Origin of the sequence: Enterocloster sp. OA13 (assembly GCF_022440595.1) — a bacterium.
Classification (GTDB): domain Bacteria; phylum Bacillota; class Clostridia; order Lachnospirales; family Lachnospiraceae; genus Enterocloster; species Enterocloster hominis.
In genome coordinates this window covers 3,838,285-3,854,750 of sequence record NZ_JAKNTF010000001.1, presented here as the reverse complement: position 1 = coordinate 3,854,750, position 16,466 = coordinate 3,838,285, and the positions used below count along the sequence as shown (strand labels likewise).

At 49.7% G+C, this 16,466-nt stretch carries 15 protein-coding genes; 12 read left to right on the top strand and 3 right to left on the bottom strand.

Annotated elements, in window-relative coordinates:
• The first annotated feature begins 97 nt into the window (after positions 1–97).
• From MCJ35_RS17075 to MCJ35_RS17060, 4 genes are all read left to right on the top strand, one after another.
• Positions 98–1,273, top strand: coding sequence for a sugar ABC transporter substrate-binding protein (locus MCJ35_RS17075; protein WP_025486265.1), 1,176 nt, complete (start codon positions 98–100; stop codon positions 1,271–1,273).
• A 46-nt stretch (positions 1,274–1,319) separates the two neighbouring features.
• Positions 1,320–2,825: a sugar ABC transporter ATP-binding protein gene (locus MCJ35_RS17070; protein ID WP_025486266.1), complete on the top strand. Its 1,506-nt coding sequence runs from the start codon at positions 1,320–1,322 to the stop codon at positions 2,823–2,825.
• Positions 2,826–2,866: 41 nt separating this feature from the next.
• A complete protein-coding gene (locus tag MCJ35_RS17065) occupies positions 2,867–3,820 on the top strand; it encodes an ABC transporter permease (RefSeq protein ID WP_234852322.1) in 954 nt (317 codons plus the stop codon).
• 109 nt (positions 3,821–3,929) lie between these two features.
• A complete protein-coding gene (locus tag MCJ35_RS17060; RefSeq protein WP_025486268.1) occupies positions 3,930–5,447 on the top strand; it encodes a Na+/H+ antiporter NhaC family protein in 1,518 nt (505 codons plus the stop codon).
• Positions 5,448–5,535: 88 nt separating this feature from the next.
• Here MCJ35_RS17060 and MCJ35_RS17055 read toward each other — a convergent pair whose 3' ends face one another.
• Entirely contained in the window at positions 5,536–6,351 is an 816-nt protein-coding gene (locus MCJ35_RS17055; protein WP_025486270.1) for a DUF305 domain-containing protein, read from the bottom strand.
• Between the two features lie 352 nt (positions 6,352–6,703).
• On the opposite strand from MCJ35_RS17055, the gene MCJ35_RS17050 reads away from it, so the two are divergent.
• The 8 genes from MCJ35_RS17050 to MCJ35_RS17015 all read left to right on the top strand — a co-directional run bounded on the left by MCJ35_RS17050 (position 6,704) and on the right by MCJ35_RS17015 (position 14,684).
• Complete coding sequence (locus MCJ35_RS17050; RefSeq protein WP_025486271.1) at positions 6,704–7,117, top strand: YjdF family protein; 414 nt, start codon at positions 6,704–6,706, stop codon at positions 7,115–7,117.
• Positions 7,118–7,251: 134 nt separating this feature from the next.
• Positions 7,252–8,181 carry a helix-turn-helix transcriptional regulator gene (locus MCJ35_RS17045; protein ID WP_025486272.1) on the top strand — a complete coding sequence of 310 codons (930 nt, stop codon included), beginning with the start codon at positions 7,252–7,254 and terminating at the stop codon, positions 8,179–8,181.
• A gap of 75 nt (positions 8,182–8,256) precedes the next feature.
• Positions 8,257–8,547, top strand: a complete 291-nt coding sequence (locus tag MCJ35_RS17040; RefSeq protein ID WP_025486274.1) for a DUF3795 domain-containing protein — start codon at positions 8,257–8,259, stop codon at positions 8,545–8,547.
• 38 nt (positions 8,548–8,585) lie between these two features.
• Positions 8,586–8,945 carry a TfoX/Sxy family protein gene (locus tag MCJ35_RS17035; protein ID WP_008718548.1) on the top strand — a complete coding sequence of 120 codons (360 nt, stop codon included), beginning with the start codon at positions 8,586–8,588 and terminating at the stop codon, positions 8,943–8,945.
• Between the two features lie 166 nt (positions 8,946–9,111).
• Positions 9,112–9,837, top strand: coding sequence for a CAP domain-containing protein (locus MCJ35_RS17030; protein ID WP_025486275.1), 726 nt, complete (start codon positions 9,112–9,114; stop codon positions 9,835–9,837).
• Positions 9,838–10,098: 261 nt separating this feature from the next.
• Complete coding sequence (locus MCJ35_RS17025) at positions 10,099–11,424, top strand: 6-phospho-alpha-glucosidase (protein ID WP_025486276.1); 1,326 nt, start codon at positions 10,099–10,101, stop codon at positions 11,422–11,424.
• Between the two features lie 37 nt (positions 11,425–11,461).
• On the top strand, positions 11,462–12,985 hold the full coding sequence (locus tag MCJ35_RS17020) for a PTS transporter subunit EIIC (RefSeq protein ID WP_025486277.1): 1,524 nt from the start codon (positions 11,462–11,464) through the stop codon (positions 12,983–12,985).
• 175 nt (positions 12,986–13,160) lie between these two features.
• Positions 13,161–14,684, top strand: a complete 1,524-nt coding sequence (locus tag MCJ35_RS17015; RefSeq protein WP_025486278.1) for a MutH/Sau3AI family endonuclease — start codon at positions 13,161–13,163, stop codon at positions 14,682–14,684.
• 50 nt (positions 14,685–14,734) lie between these two features.
• Here the strand turns inward: MCJ35_RS17015 and MCJ35_RS17010 are convergent, their stop codons facing one another.
• A complete protein-coding gene (locus tag MCJ35_RS17010; protein WP_025486279.1) occupies positions 14,735–15,493 on the bottom strand; it encodes a MurR/RpiR family transcriptional regulator in 759 nt (252 codons plus the stop codon).
• On the bottom strand, positions 15,477–16,295 hold the full coding sequence (locus MCJ35_RS17005) for a MurR/RpiR family transcriptional regulator (protein ID WP_025486280.1): 819 nt from the start codon (positions 16,293–16,295) through the stop codon (positions 15,477–15,479). Before MCJ35_RS17005 ends, MCJ35_RS17010 begins: the two co-directional genes overlap by 17 nt.
• Positions 16,296–16,466 lie beyond the last annotated feature (171 nt).

The following is a 16,466-nucleotide window of genomic DNA, read 5'->3' as shown; positions in this document are numbered from 1 at the left end:
TGTAAAAACTGTCATGGAATGTTTGGGGAACAAACCGTTTTATGCAATGATAGAAGATCAGGCACAAAGGAATCCAAGATAAAGGAGAAGGGGAATTATGAGGAAAATATTATGTATGGCAATGGCAATCATGACAATTACAAGTTTATCTGCCTGCGGCAACAGCGGGACAGCTGCCAATGCAGGCGCAGACGCATCCACGTCTAAAAGCGCCCAGACAACGGCGAAGGACGGTTCGGAGTCCGGCTCCGGATCAGGTTCGGAATCAGCAGCAGGAAATGCTTCGGATGATTCTGGATTAATTGTTTATACCCAGAAAACCATGAACCAGTATTTCCATGTGGCGCTGCAGCAGAAGGTGGAGGAAGCAATCACCGCAGCCGGATATCAGCCGGAAGTGGCTAACTGCAACAACGATTCCACGCTTCAGAATGACCAGATGCAGAATTTCATCTCCAAGCATCCAAAGGCAATCATTGCCAATACCGTTGACTCGGACGCCCTTAATGATGCTGCCAACGCGGCAGTGGCAGCGGGAATCCCGGTGGTCATGGTGGATAACCCTGCTTCCACGGCAGTGGTGGACTGCTCCATCAAGTTTGACAACTTAAAATGCGGGGAAATGGCGGCGGAGCGGATTGTGGAAGCGCTGGAAGCAAAATACGGTTCCCCTAAGGGCCGTGTGGTCAATGTTTACGGCGCCATGAGTTCCGAGTGCTGGCGCCTGCGCAAGGATGGCTTTGACGCTGTGATGGATAAGTATCCGGAAATTGAGAAGATTGAAGTGCCCGGAGAAGGTGAGCGCTCCAAATCCCAGGAAGCCCTGACCAATGTAATTGCCAAGTACGATAAGGAAATCGATGCGGTACACTGCCCATCCGATGACCCTGGCCTGGGATGTGCGGAAGCCATGCAGATTGCCGGCATGTGGCACCCGGTGGGGGATGAGGATCATGTGATATTCGTCACAGGAGACGGGGAGCCGGATGCGGTCAGGTTCCTTCAGGATGGATATTACGATGCGATTATCGTAGAAGATGCCTATGCATATGGGCCAATGGCAGTTGATATGCTGGTACAGTATATCTTTAAAGGGGAGCCGGTTCCCACCTCCGGAACCTATACCAACGAGGATTTCTATTGGAAGACAGCTGAATTCATGGACGGAGAGACCGGTCCGATCCTTCAGGTCCCTCCTTACGCCCTGGACAGCAGCAATGTCAATGAGGACGGACACTGGGGTGTGGCTGCACTGAAGGCAGAAGGGAAATGACCCGCGCGGTGTTTACCGGGTAACCATAGGAAAGGACAGGTGAAACATGGAAGAAATACTCCTGAAGGTTGAGCATGTCAGCAAGAACTTCGGTGCAACCCAGGCCCTGAAGGATGTGAGCTTTACCATAAAAAAAGGGACCATCCACTCTCTGCTTGGAAGGAATGGAGCCGGAAAATCCACGGTTGTCAACATCATAGCCGGAATCTATAAACAGAACAGCGGCATTGTTACGCTGGACGGCAATGATATCACCCCATATTCTGTCTTTGAACGGCAGAATATGGGAGTTAAGATAGTGCCGCAGCACGCCAGCATTGTTCCGGAACTGACTGTCGGGGAAAATGTTTTCATGGGCATATGGCCCAGGAAAAAGGGCGGTTTTGTGGACTGGGGGAAATTATTCATAGATGCGGAAAAAGAACTGCGTAAATATGGCCTGGATGTGGACCCAAAAGAAAAGGTGCGCAACTTAAATGGAGTGGACCAGAGGAAGGTAAACATCATCAGGGCCATGCATGGCGGCGCAAAGCTGATTATCCTGGACGAGCCGACAACCGCCCTCTCATCGGTTGAGCGTCAGGAACTGTTTGTGTTTGTCAATGAATTAAAGGCCCAAGGGACTGCATTTATCTTTATCAGCCATTACCTCCAGGAGGTGGTGGAACTGTCAGATGATGTGACGGTCATAAGGGACGGGCGTTCCTTTTCAGGTTCTGATGGCGGTGAGCTAAATGAGGAACGTCTGGCAAGCCTGATTGCAGGCGAGGAAGTGGAACTGATAAACCGGGAAAAGCTTCCGGACAACAGCGGCAGGGAACTGCTGCTGGAATGCAGGAACATGTCCGGCCATATCCTTAAGGATGTGTCCGTAAAGCTATACCGCGGCGAGATTACAGGTCTGGTGGGATTTCCAGGTTCAGGCGCAAGGGAACTGTGCCGTACCCTGTTTGGCCTGGAGAAAATGACCGAGGGGGAAATATGGATAGGGGGCAATGAGAAGGTGGGGATCCGCAACCCGTCCGATGCCATGAAAAACGGGATTTCCTATGTCTCCTATGACAGGCATAAGGAGGGAATCGTGGGCCTTATGTCCATCCGTGAGAATATCAGCCTGCCGTCCCTGTACACCACGCTTAAGAATAAGCTGGGATTTGTGGATATGGAAAAATCCAGGGATATATCAGAGCATTATTTTGAACTGTTCCATGTTAAGGCAAACTCCACAGAGGATAAACTTAACAGCCTTTCTGGCGGGAACCAGCAGAAGGTAGTTGTGGCAAAGACGGTCAGTACCGGTCCGAAGCTTCTGATGCTGGATGAACCCACCATTGGAATTGATATTAAGAGCCGTGAGGAGATTATTGAAAATATCAATAAGATAGCAGAAGAGGACCATACATCCGTCCTGTACCTGACCAATGATTTTGACGAGCTTATCCGTACCGTTGACAGGATACTGTTCTTCAAAAACGGCAGGTTGGAAAAGGATGTAAGGAATCATGGACTGAGCCATGAGGATGTAATCAACATCCGTGATTCTGTGGGTTAAATGCCATTGTTTGTGAATGTATGAGACATGGAGGGATAAAAGTGAATATAAAATGGTTCAAATTAAAAAGAAAATTGCTGAATAATATTGTGTGGATCCTGCTGGTCCTGGCGGTTGCCGTTGTGGGCGGCCTGGAACCCAGCTTCTTCAAACCTACGATTTTAGGGAATGTCCTTTCACAGGCAACGGTACTTGGAATCCTTTCCTTTGCCCAGGCCTTTGCAATCATGCTTGGCTTAATCGATCTGTCCCTGTTGGGCGTGATGTCATTTTCCGCAACCTGCGGACTTCTGCTGCTTGAAAAAGGCTGCCCTGCCGCGCTTGCCATCCTGGCCATCTTCCTGGTAGGCGCCTCTATAGGCGCTTTAAACGGAGTGCTGATAGCAAAGCTGAAAGCAGTGGCACTGGTGGAAACCCTTGCCGTGAAGCTGACCCTGCTGGGGGCATTCCTGGTCATCACCCAGGGGCGCGCCATTACCAATATGCCGGATTCCTACAAATGGTTCGGGCAGGGAAGCGTTGCAGGCATTCCCACCCTTCCCATTGCATTGGTTGCAGTGTTTGTATTCGTATATATCCTGTGGAATAAGACACCCTATGGACGCAGTCTGTACGCGGTAGGCGGCAATGAGGACGCGGCTTATGTGTCAGGTATCAAGGTTGACAGGATAAAAATCATTGCCTTTACCATCTCAGGATTCCTGGCAGGCGTTGCCGGATTCTTCCTTTCCGCCTACATGGGGGCTGTCACCTCCACATTTGGTACCTCCTATGACATGAATAACATTGCAGCCACTGTAATCGGCGGCGTGGCGTGCAGCGGCGGCCAGGGAAATGTCCTGGGAGTGCTGGGCGGCGTCCTGCTCCTCACCGTCATCCAGGTGGGACTGCAGATACTGGGTGTATCCAGCTACTATGTGCAGATGATTAATGGCCTGATTATCTTTGTGGCAGTGCTTTTAGACGCAGTCAGGCTGAAGACACAGCAGGGCTGAAGGAAATTGGAAATAACCTCTTGCTATTTTCTCCCCAATCCATTAAAATCAGTTGTGGTTTATGCATTTTCATGTATAAACATAATAAGGGTTACATGAGGAGGAAAGTATGAATTACGGTGCATTAAGCCTGTTGCCGCCCATTGTCGCGGTTATCCTTGCAATCAGGAGCAGGAACGTGATCCTGTCCCTGTTCTGCGGGGGATTTGTGGGGGTCATGATATTCTGCGGGGGCAATCCGTTCCTGGCCGTGAAATCCATGATTGGCGATTACCTGTTTGTCCAACTGACGGACAGCTACAACGCAGGTGTGATTGTCCTGGTGGTATTTATCGGGGGATTTATTAAATTGATGGAGAAATCCGGGGGAGCACAGGCATTCAGCCAAAGCGTGTACCGGTACGTGAATACGAAGCTGAAGGCGCAGATGTGCGCGTGGGCCGGCGGAATCCTTATCTTTTTCTCGGACCTGGGAACGCCCCTTCTGGTGGGACCGGTGTTCAGGCCGCTGTTTGACAAACTGAAGATATCCAGGGAAAAGTTGGCCTGGGTACTGGATTCCACCTCGTCCCCTGTGGCAATCCTGATTCCATTCATCGGATGGGGCGTTTATATCATGGGGCTGATTCAGGCGGAGTTTGAGAATCTTGGGGTGGCGGAGTCTGATTATACGACATTTGTCCGCGCAATCCCGTTCCAGTTTTATGCCATCCTTGCAATCCTCATGATTCCTCTGGTGGCATTTACGAAGCTGGATTTTTCCCAGATGAAAAAGGCGGAAATGAGGGCTGGGAAGGAAAACAGGGCCGCTGACCTGGTCAAGGAGGAAATTGTCCATGAGACAAGGAATGGATATTCCCTTAAACATGCAAAGCCAATCATGGTAATCCTTCCGATTGTGGTTGTATTCGTAACCCTGTTCGGAACCCTGGCGCCTCTGGGATTCCCGTTCGCGAAGGTGGACGGCAACGCGTTCCGCGTGGCCCTGACCATGGGATATTTCTTTGGGGCAGTTGTCCTGATGGCGTTAATCTGCCTGTTTAAGGTCATGGATTTTAACGAAACATTCAAGGTATATGTGGGCGGTATGAAGGGGATGACAGATGTGGCCATTACCCTGATTTTGGCTTGGTCCCTGGGTAAGATGATCAGCGGGCTGGGGACGGCTGAATTCATAGTCAGATTCCTTCAGGACATGAGTTTTTCCGCATCCCTTGTGCCGGCTGCAATCTTCCTGTTCGGGGCGTTCATATCCTTTTCAACTGGCAGTTCCTGGGGGACGTTCGCCATCATGATGCCGCTTGCAATCCCGATGGCGCATGCATTCGGCATACCATTTTATATTGCGGTTGGTGCAGTCCTGTCCGGCGGCCTGTTCGGCGATCACTGCTCACCCATATCGGATACCACCATCCTGTCCTCCACAGGCGCGGAGTGCGACCTGGTGGAACATATCAAGACTCAGCTGCCCTATGCTGCTGTCAATGGAATCATAGCGTTCATTGCCTATATCATAGCAGGACTGACCGGAAGCGAGGCAGCCCTTGGCTTTGCGGTGGTTGCCCTGGTAGTTGTGATGGCAGTGCTGAACCGGATTACGGCGGCACGTCTGGCTGGTGGGGAATAGGGATAAAAAAACTCCGGAAATACGGCTTGGATGCGTTTCCCATCAGGGGACGCATTCTGGAAATGAACCGTATTTCCGGAGTTTCCTATTATTTCTGTATCAGCTTCTGCATCTGTTCGATTTCTTTTTCCTGGACATCGATGATATCCTGGGCCAGTTTCTTTATTTCCTCCTGCTCTGAATAATCCAGGATATCCCTGGCCATATCCACAGCCATCTGATGATGCATGATCATGCCTTCTGCAAATGCCTGGTCAATGTTGTCGACGCCGGAAGGATTGATGTGATGGGACATGGAATCATCGGAGAACATCTCACTGTATTTTGCAAGGTAAGCGTCTTCATTTTCCTGATTCTTCTTTCCTTCTTTTTCGTATTTATTAACCAGGTCATTCATCTGGGCCAGTTCTTTTTTCTGAGCGGTAATGATATCCTGTGCCAGGGTCTCAAGGCCGGAAACTTCCCCGCCGTAGTCCAGATAGCTCTCCGACATTTTGATGGCAGCCTCATGATGAGGAATCATTCCTTTTAAAAAGTCAATGTCGGCACTGCCGGATTTTTCGCGGATCATCATGTCATCCATCATATTCATCATGATGGAATCCTGTTCGGTCAGGTAACGGCTTAGGTTATCGCCATTGCCGGATGCCTGGCCGCCGTGGGAGGAATGGTCCATATGGCTGTCGGCCATGGATGTGCCTTCTGAACCGTTCATGGAGCCGTTGTCCGTGCCGGACATGGAGGAGGATGCGGCGTTGGGATCCTCTGTCACCCCGCTTTCCGAGGTGGTTCCGGTTTGCCCCTGGCTGTTGTTTTTCCTGTTCATGGACGCTGCCGCTGCCACGATGATGATGACCAGTGCAACGCAGATACCGATAATCCAGATACGCATGTTTTTGTTCATAGTAAAATCTCCTGTATTGTTAGATTGGTGGTTTGATAATAGATGGGGTTAGTATTTGCTGGTTTCTGGAAAATATACTGGTACAGCGTATTGTAAGTCCTTGCGCGGATGGTGGATGCTGGATTCACCGGTTTTTACGCAAGACAGTGCCGGGTCAGGGAAAAACGTGCCAATCTCCGTATCAATACTTGCAAATAAGAAGTCAATAAGGTAAAATGATACCATAAAACTAAATAACGCAAAGATAAAAACACAGTCCCGGCCGGTAGTCCGGGCGCAGTTCCAAAAATCTGTCAGTAACCTGCCTCCTCGGTTGTCCATTCTTTGCTGTTGAAAGCGAGGAGTGTTTTTTATGCAAAAAAGTAAACTGACAGTATTTTTTGACGGCATTTTCTGGATCGGTATCTATGAACGCATCCAGGATGGAAAGCTGGAAGCCTGCAAAATCACATTCGGGGCAGAACCAAAGGACTATGAGGTATATGAATTTCTTTTAAAGAACTGGAATAAACTGCGGTTCAGCCCGCCGGTGGAAGCTGGCGGGAAAAAGGAAACAAAGGTTAATCCCAAGCGCATGCAGAGGAATATCAGGAAACAGCTGGAAGCACACGGGACCGGGACCAAATCCCAGCAGGCGTTAAGTCTCCAGAAGGAAGAGGATAAGTTGGCGCGCAAGGAGAAGGGCCGCAGGCAGAAGGAAGAAGAAAAACAGCGCCAGTTTGAAATCAGGCAGCAAAAGCGGAAAGAAAAGCACCGGGGAAGATGAATCAAAGATAAGAGCAGAAAACACAGCGGTAATTCACTGCTGTGTTTTCTGCTGGTTTTGGAGAAAAGAAATTGAACAAATAAAATATTGATAGTAAGATAAGGTATGCAGGCAGCAAAGGAGGTTTCAGCCATATGAAGATTGACCGTCTCATCGGTATTTTATCCGTCCTTCTCCAGAAAGAAAAGGTGACCGCGCCCTACCTTGCGGATAAATTTGAGGTATCCCGGCGCACCATCAACCGCGACATTGAGGATATATGCAAGGCAGGAATCCCCATAGTGACCACCAGGGGTGTGAACGGAGGCATTTCCATCATGGAAGGGTACAGGATGGATAAAACCCTGCTCACATCCAGGGAAATGCAGTCCATCCTGGCAGGACTCCGAAGCCTGGACAGCGTATCCTTTACCGGGCAGTACAGACAGCTGATGGACAAGCTGTCTGTGGGGAACCATGATCTGATTCATGTTGACAGCCATATCATGATTAACCTGTCCTCCTGGTACAAAGAGACCCTTACGCCTAAAATCCATCTGTTCCAGGAAGCCATCGAGGAATGCAGGCTGACCCGGTTTTCCTATTTTTCCCCGTCCGGCGAGACTTCCCGCTGCATTGAACCTTATACGCTGGTATTCCAGTGGTCATCCTGGTATGTGTGGGGATATTGCTGTCTCAGGGAAGATTACCGGATGTTTAAACTGAACCGTATGGCGGATTTGGAACTCTGCCAGGAGCATTTTACAAAACGTAATATGCCTGCTTATGAAAATGAACCCACAGGCCCGTTTCCGGTAAGGTTCCAGGTAAAGGCCATCTGCCAGCCGGCAGTCAAATGGCGCATTATAGAAGAGTTTGGGATTGAAAGCCTGAAGGAAATGGAAGACGGCCGTCTTCTGTTCCAGGCAGGCTATTCCGATAAGGAGAATCTGCTTGGGTGGGTCCTCAGCCTAGGCAGCCAGATAGAACTGCTGGAGCCGGAGGCGTTCAGAAAAGAACTGGCAGAGACCGCAGGCAGGATACGCACACTGTATCAACCGGAGGATGGGGAATCGGTTATTTAGACAGATAAAATGTATAAATATGACATTCTGTTGTCATGTTTGTGGTGTTATGATTAGAAAAAAGGGGGTATGGTTATGGAAAAGATAGTGGCGTGCTGTGGATGCATATGTGATGAATGTCCCTATTATCCTGCGGATTGCCAGGGGTGTCCAAAGATAGGCGGGAAGCCTTTCTGGCTGGAATATAGGGGGGAGGAGATATGCAGCATATACCAGTGCTGTGTTAATGAAAAGGAACTGCCCCACTGCGGCCGCTGTGCTACCCTGCCCTGTGCGCGGTTTGACCAGCAGGACCCCACCCGGACACCGGAAGAGAATGCAGAGGGTTTAAGGCAGATGATTGAGGTGCTGAAGGCGATGGAATAGGATCAGAACCCGGCACGTGAAAGACAAGGAGGAGGGCTATGGCTTCAAGTTTAGGATATGTACAATATGTTGCATCCCAGCTGGCGGGCGCGGGCGTGATTACCTATAAGAAATTATTCGGGGAATACGGCCTCTGGTGCGGCGGCAAGTTCTTTGGAACCGTGGAGGACAACCAGTTTTATGTGAAAATGACCAATGCGGGCCATCTGCTTTTACCGGACGCAGAACCGGCAGCTCCTCATGGAGGGGAGCCAGGCATGTATCTGGTGGAGGATCTGGATGATGCGGACTTCCTTGCCCGGCTGGTCATCCAGACCTGCGGGGAACTGCCTGAACCCAAGGTGAAGAAGAAAGCGGGTAAAGCGAAGAAAATACACAGCACGGATGACGGAAGGTGATGTTCAGACCCATTCCCGGGAAGGCGTGCACTGAGTGGTGGGATGGAGCACTGGAAACAGGATTTCCAGATTTACCATTGGTTTCCTAAACATTTTCCATTGATTATGTGGTATTATATTTTTGTAACAGAAATGTAATATTTATGTAATAATAGGAGGACATACCATGAGGAAATTATCAGTTTGCCTTTTGACAGCAGCAACAGCCATGGCGGCAGCGGGCGCGGTTCCGGTAACCGCATTAGCAGCAACCGGTACATATAACATTCCGGGAGGAAAGATGATTGTCATCGGCGGCAGCATGAATGGTTCCAACTGTGAACTGCCTGGTTTCCCAGGTGTTAATATCCCGGGCATCAATATTCCAGGTTCCAATATCCCGGACAACAGTCTGCCTGCCCCGGATTTCCCAATCCCGGATTTCCCGGGTAATATGCTTCCGGACCAGCCCGGCGGCATGCTTCCGGACCAGCCGGGCAACCCTGCTCCGGACCAGCCCGGGACAGACGGTTCCCAGGACGCATTTGCCAATGAAGTCGTGAGATTGGTAAATGAAGAAAGGGCCAAGGCCGGCCTTCCGGCCCTTACCGTGGATAGAGGCGCAGCCAGCGCAGCCCAGGTAAGAGCCAAGGAGATAGAGAAATCCTTTTCACACACCAGACCGGATGGCAGCAGCTTTAATTCTGCCCTGACCGAAGCGGGTGTGAACTTCAGCGGCGCAGGGGAGAACATTGCTTATGGACAGAACTCACCGGAAAAGGTGATGGAGGGCTGGATGAACAGCTCCGGCCACAGGGCCAATATCCTGAACAGCAGCTATACCTCCATCGGCGTAGGACATTACCAGAACGCATCAGGCGTTAATTACTGGACCCAGTTATTTATCCGCTAACATACATATTGATCGGACTGCAGTTACAAAGTAAAATCAGGGCGGCCGCACGGATTATCAATCGGTGCGGCCGCCTTTTGTCATAGGCGTGTTTGTTCCGGTGCCACACAACTTATGAAAAAAATTACTATATAAGTCATAAATATTAAAATAAGGGATGCCATCCGTATGAATCTGGAACTATTTACATACAAAACAGAATGAAGTATCATAAGGTCATCAGAGACAGACAACTATAAACGTTGAAAAAGGAGAAGGAAAATGAAAGCATTTAATTTATGTATCGTGGGAGGCGGGAGTACCTTTACCCTTGGATTCCTCAAGTCATTTGTCAGGCTCAGGGAAGAATTCCCTTTGAAGAAGCTGGTGCTGTTCGATATTGATGCAGAACGCCAGGAACCCATTGGAAAATATGGGGAGATCCTTTTCAGGGAGCGGTTCCCGGAACTGGATTTTTCATATACCACAGACTGCAGGGAAGCGTATGAGGGGATGGACTTTGTGTTCATGCAGATGCGCGCAGGCGGGCTTCCCATGCGCGCCAAGGACGAGCATATACCGCTGAGCATGGGAATCATCGGACAGGAGACATGCGGGGCAGGCGGAATGGCCTACGGACTCAGGTCCTGCGTGGACATGATTAAGGCAGTGCACGATATCCGCAGATATGCGCCGGACGCCTGGATCCTGAATTACTCCAACCCGGCGGCCATTGTGGCGGAAGCGCTCCGAAGGGAATTTCCCGGGGACAGGAGGCTTTTAAATATCTGCGACCAGCCGGAGAACGTGGTGCGTTCCTGCAGCCGTCTCCTTAACTGCAGCTGGGAAAATCTGGACCCGGTATACTTCGGACTGAACCATTACGGATGGTTTACCCACATGTATGACAGCCGCACAGGCGAGGACCTGCTTCCTAAAATCAGGGAAATGGTTGCCCGGAACGGTTTCCTTCCCCAAGATGCCGAGCAGAGGGATAAATCCTGGCTGGACACCTATGGGATGGTGCAGACCCTTATGGCGGATTTCCCGGATTTCCTGCCCAATACATACGACCAGTATTACCTGTACCCTGAATATAAGGCCAGCCACCTGGATCCTGATTTCACCCGTGCGGACGAGGTCATGGCAGGAAGGGAGAAGCGCGTATTCGGCGAGTGTGAGGAGGTAATCAGGGAAGGTAAGCTGGGGGACAGGTTTGATGCTATTTCCGATGCCCATGCCGAGATGATGATTAAGGTTGCCGAGGCCATTGCTTACAATAAGAATGACAGACACATCCTGATTGTTGAGAACAACGGAGCCATTGCCAATATGCAGGACGATGCCATGGTGGAGGTGGTGTGCGAACTGGGAGCCAACGGCCCGCGTCCCATGAGGGTGGGAAATATCCCCCAGTTCAACCTGGGACTCCTGGTGAACCAGGTATCCTGTGAGAAGCTGATTGTGGATGCTTATTTTGAGAACTCCTACCAGAAGGCACTGGAGGCATTCACCCTTAACCGTCTGATTAACGATGCCAAGAAGGCGAGGAAGGTGCTGGATGCGCTGATTGAAGCAAACCGGGGGATGTGGCCTGAGTTAAGATGATCAGTAGGATAATTTGGAGGGAAAGGATAGTAAGATTATGGGGAAGAATAAAGTAATGGATTTTTTCTCGGCGCTGGGACGCAGCCTGCTGATGCCCATTGCGGCCCTGGCCGCATGCGGTATTGTACTGGGACTGACTTCCGCGCTTATGAAAGCACAGGTACAGGCGGCGGCCCCGTTTTTACAGCAGGAGCTTCTGTATTTCATCATCTCAACGTTAAATAAGGTTGCGGGTGTTGTATTTACACTGATTCCGGTCCTGTTTGCCATCTCCATCTCCTTCGGGATGGCGAGGGAGGAAAAGGAGATAGCCGCATTTGCAGGTTTTATCGGATACTATACGTTTTTAGTGGCCTCTTCCTGTATGATCCAATCAGGATTCATGAACTTTGGGGCGCTGAAGATATCTACCATCCTGGGGGTGGAAACGCTGGATATGGGCGCGGTGGCGGGTATTGTCACCGGCGTGGTGACTGCCGCGCTGCACAACCGGTACCATAAAATCACGTTCCCAGTGGCTGTCTCCTTTTATGGGGGCAAACGTTTTGTGGCGATTGTGGTCATTCTGGCAATGGCTGCCGTGGGCCTGGCGGCGCCCTTTGTCTGGTCACCCGTATCCATGGCCATTGACGGCATGGGCGGGCTGATATCCGCTACCGGGCTGGCAGGGGTATTCGGATACGGCTTCCTGGAGCGCCTGCTGATTCCCACCGGGCTTCACCATGTGCTTAACGGCATTTTCCGTACCACCTCCATCGGCGGTGTCTATGAGGGGGTGGAGGGCTGCCTGAACATTTTCCTGCAGTTTATTGATAAGGTGGATATCTCGCAGCTTAAGCCTTTTACCGTGTTCCTGGGACAGGGCAAGATGCCCATGATGATGTTCGGTCTTCCGGCAGCGGCGCTGGCCATTTACAGGACATCCCCGCCGGAGAAAAAGGCAAAGGTGAAGGCGCTGATGATTGCGGGCGTTGCCGCCAGTATTGTATCCGGCATCACCGAGCCGCTGGAATTTTCCTTTATGTTCATCGCACCTCCCCTGTATCTGTTCCACGCATTGATGGGCGGGCTTTCCTTCATGCTGATGTCCGCGTTTAACGTCATCATTGGAAATACGGGAGGCGGCCTCATTGATTTCCTCATATGGGGCGTGTTCCAGCCAGGCTCACACTGGTATTGGGTATTGATTACCGGACCGTTTTTCTCAGTGGCATACTATTATGTGTTTAAATGGTATCTTAGCAGAAAACAGCTGTCCATTGACGTGTCCGATGAAGAGCCGGAACAGGAGACCAAGGGGGGCAGCCTTGATGAGAAACAGCATATCCTTGCGTCCAGGATCATTGAAGGACTTGGGGGACGCGAGAACATCGTGGTGGTGAATAACTGTCTGACAAGGCTTCGGGTTGATTTAAAGGATATGGCGCTGGTAAATGATGAGTTATTGAAGAAGACCGGGGCCATGGGATTTGTCCGTCCCAGCGACGTGCACATCCAGGTGATCTATGGACCGAAGGTCGAAGGGATTGCATCCCATGTAAGGGAAGTATTGAAATATTAGGCTGTGTAAAAAGCATTGGCCTGGCCATACGGCAGGTCTTCTATCAAGGCATGAACTTGTTAGAAGACCTGTTTTTATTATGTGGATCAGGAGGTTTTCTGTGTTAGTGATGGCAAAACAGATGTATTTCTGCTAAAATTCAAATATATGGAAAATCATAAGATGGAGGAATGCCATGGAATATCATGATAAATATTTCACAAGGGAAGAAATCATCCGGAAATTCCAAGTGTTTGACGGTGAAAAAACACTTGGGGAGGTGGATGTAAGGGATGTGTTCCACACACAGGTGCCTGCCAAGGGGATTGCCGGCTGCGTCATTGAACAGAGCGTATTGTCCATGAAACAGAATTCCACACAGGAAGCCGATCTGTCAATCCTACAGGCGGACGGCAGTTATAAGGATACGGAATTAAAGGTCACCGGGGTAGAACCTTCCAATAAACAGGGGGAGAAATACGCGGCAAAGGAGCCCATGTCACTGACAGCCGTCAGCATCGGGGTGATCGAACATGAGAAATTTTTGGAATCCCATTTTTATAATAAGATTGCCCATATGCTGTTCGTGTTCTATGTCTATGACAGGAAAAGCGGACAGAAGGTGGTTCCCTATGCTGAATATGACAGGTTTCCGGTTTTGGGATATAAGTTCCTTGATATTGCAGATGATAAAGATGAATTGGCAAAGTTTGAAAATGACTGGACCCAGGTCCATGATTATCTGCTCAGTATAGAAAACCGGGAGGACCGGTATGATTTATATCCGCTGCTGCATCAGAAAATAAAGAAAGACCTGTTTTACATTGACATTGCCCCAAGATTTAAGCAGCAGCCAAGGCAGACGCCCAGATTCCGGTTTAAGAAATCCTATGTAAATACATTGTTCCAGGGCTTCTACAATCATAAATTAGAAAAGCTCAGTGAGGAATTTAATTCATACAGCGAATTAGACCATAGGCTGCACGCGCTGACTAAACAGTATCGCGGCCGGACCGTGGAAGAACTGATACATATATTTGACATAGAAGTGAAGGACATTCATAAGCTATGCAAACATATAACGGAAACAATTGTTGTGCGTATGCTTGGCGGAACATCCAAAAGAATCAGCAGCATAGAATTATTTGAAAAAATCGGACTGATAGCAAAGACCATTACTGTCACGAAAAAGGGTATGGAAACAGAGCAGATGAAACTGTTTACCATGGACCTGGATGAAATAACAGATTCCTCCCTTGAGTATGAAGACACAAGCTATTATGAGTATTTCAGCAATCATCAGATGCTGTGCATCATGTTTGAGGAACCATGCACGGCTGCGCCTCTGAATGATAATGTATTCCTGGGATTCAAGAGACTGGTCTTTGATGATGGGATGATAAACGGGACAATCAGGAATGTATATAAGGACATTTCAGATAAGATCAATAACAACGGTGTGGTGGAAAGCTATGTATACCGGAAGGATGGTAGGCAGCGGATTAATGATACCGGGGTTCCCATGACAGCATTGAATTTTCCCAAACAGGCCCAGTCGTCTGTTTTTGTAAGAGGTACGGGTACGGACAGCAATTCGAAACCGTGGGTATTTAAAGGCCGTGCAGCGGATGGGACAGATACCATACATGCCTATTCCCAGCAGATATGGATAAAAGGAAGATACATAACCGATATGTTAAGGAAAATTGATTTCATATAAGTGCCGGGGACACGTATCGATTTGAATCAATCCGGTCTAATCCATCCAATCTAATCAATCCGGGAATCCTGCCTGGTCTGTGCGGCCAGTTCAATCAGCAGCTGGATGATGGTCAGGATGCCCAGACGGGGATTGATATCAACATGGCGGTATTCTTCATTCTGGTCGTTTGTACAGAGGGCGATTGTGCTGTATGGAATCAGGGGGCTGTCCTCCTCACAGGTAAGCAGGACCGTGGTGGTTCCCCGGTCCCTGGCCCTTTGGAACACGGAGAGGTAGCGTCTGGCATCCCCGTGGGCCGTGATGATGAAGAGCACGGCGTCGCTGCTGAGTTCATAGGCAAGCCCGTTCAGCAGGCGCTGCCACTCAATGAGGATACAGGGGTAGTCCAGGGAGGTGAGGACGGTCTGAAGATATTTGGCGGCCAGTGAGCTTAAGTTGGAGCCGTATATATAGATGGGCCGCCCGCTGGTGAGGAGGCCTGCAATCTCTTCCAGCTTTGCAACGTCAATCTGCTCCAGATTATCCCTGAACAGGGCCAGGGTATGATACATCAGGTCATCTGAAGTCGGGGTCATATGAAGCTGCTTTAACTCGCCCCGTACCTGGTATTTAAATTCATTATAACCCTTCAGGCCCAGCTTCTGGCAGAAACGGACAATGGTCGCATTGGAGGTATAGAGGCTGGCGCTGAGGTCATTGAGGCTGGTGTATATGGAAGCAGGCAGATTGGATTCAAAATATTGGAGGATTTCCTCCTCTGTCCCGGTAAGTTCCAGCTGGTGGGCTTTTTCAAATATGGGAATCATGGTTTCCTCCTTGAGGCTGTTCTCCGGACCGTTTATAACCCAGATAACAGCGTATGATGCTGTTGATTACATAAAATACGGGGAGCCTTGAGGTGAACTCCGCTCCGCGGTTCTCCCGCTGGTCGGTGAAAAAGCGGAAACTGACCGTGGCCAGGCCAGCCACCTCGTTGCTGGTGTATGGGGTAATGGAGAGGACCGGTATATCATTCATGCGGGCAATTTTGCCCAGGCGTACGGTTGGCCCGAAATTCCCCGTGGTGCTGATAAGTATCAGCAGGGATTCGGTATGGGCATTCCTTAATATGTGTTCCCCCATTTTGGCGGATTCAATCTTATATACGTTCTGGCGTCCGATGGAGAACAGAAGTTTCTCAAAATAGTCGCTCAGTATGCTGGTGATTCCGCCGGGCGCCCAGAGATAGATGGGACAGCTGCTGTCAAAATAGCGGAAGGTGCGTCCAAGCTGGTCTTCGGATATCAGCTTGGAGGTCCCTTCAATATCAGAACACAGGCTGTCCATCATCATCCAGGTGGTAAAATCCTGGGCCTTATGGGTGTCAGGCCGGGATGGCTCCTTCTTAGCCGCGGCCCTCAGTGCGTACTTCAGTTCTGCGAAGCCGGAATATCCCAGCTTTTTACAGAACCGCAGGATGGTTGCGGAGGAGTAGCACACCTGGGAGGCCAGGGCCTGGATGCTCATGTCCGGCACATCCTCGCCATGCTCATAGACGAATTTCAAAATATTCAGCTCATTGTTGCTCAGGCTTTTGATGACGGCATCGTCCAGGTGCAGTGTGACCATGGGAACCTCCTTGTAAACGTTTGTGTCCATTTTATCACGAATCAGCCATAAGCCGCCAGTATTTTGTAAAGGTATTTTGATTTTCATTTAATTTATATGAAACACTTCCACAATCCGCTTTTTTATACTATAATACAATAGTTGAAGATAAATATCATGTACAGGAGACAA

Bases quoted from the DNA above. Each gene is read 5' to 3' on its own strand.
- MCJ35_RS17075 (WP_025486265.1), top strand. From the start codon at position 98: ATGAGGAAAATATTATGTATGGCAATGGCAATCATGACAATTACAAGT.
- MCJ35_RS17070 (WP_025486266.1), top strand. From the start codon at position 1,320: ATGGAAGAAATACTCCTGAAGGTTGAGCATGTCAGCAAGAACTTCGGT.
- MCJ35_RS17060 (WP_025486268.1), top strand. From the start codon at position 3,930: ATGAATTACGGTGCATTAAGCCTGTTGCCGCCCATTGTCGCGGTTATC.
- MCJ35_RS17055 (WP_025486270.1), bottom strand. From the start codon at position 6,351: ATGAACAAAAACATGCGTATCTGGATTATCGGTATCTGCGTTGCACTG.
- MCJ35_RS17050 (WP_025486271.1), top strand. From the start codon at position 6,704: ATGCAAAAAAGTAAACTGACAGTATTTTTTGACGGCATTTTCTGGATC.
- MCJ35_RS17045 (WP_025486272.1), top strand. From the start codon at position 7,252: ATGAAGATTGACCGTCTCATCGGTATTTTATCCGTCCTTCTCCAGAAA.
- MCJ35_RS17040 (WP_025486274.1), top strand. From the start codon at position 8,257: ATGGAAAAGATAGTGGCGTGCTGTGGATGCATATGTGATGAATGTCCC.
- MCJ35_RS17035 (WP_008718548.1), top strand. From the start codon at position 8,586: ATGGCTTCAAGTTTAGGATATGTACAATATGTTGCATCCCAGCTGGCG.
- MCJ35_RS17030 (WP_025486275.1), top strand. From the start codon at position 9,112: ATGAGGAAATTATCAGTTTGCCTTTTGACAGCAGCAACAGCCATGGCG.
- MCJ35_RS17025 (WP_025486276.1), top strand. From the start codon at position 10,099: ATGAAAGCATTTAATTTATGTATCGTGGGAGGCGGGAGTACCTTTACC.
- MCJ35_RS17020 (WP_025486277.1), top strand. From the start codon at position 11,462: ATGGGGAAGAATAAAGTAATGGATTTTTTCTCGGCGCTGGGACGCAGC.
- MCJ35_RS17015 (WP_025486278.1), top strand. From the start codon at position 13,161: ATGGAATATCATGATAAATATTTCACAAGGGAAGAAATCATCCGGAAA.
- MCJ35_RS17010 (WP_025486279.1), bottom strand. From the start codon at position 15,493: ATGATTCCCATATTTGAAAAAGCCCACCAGCTGGAACTTACCGGGACA.
- MCJ35_RS17005 (WP_025486280.1), bottom strand. From the start codon at position 16,295: ATGGTCACACTGCACCTGGACGATGCCGTCATCAAAAGCCTGAGCAAC.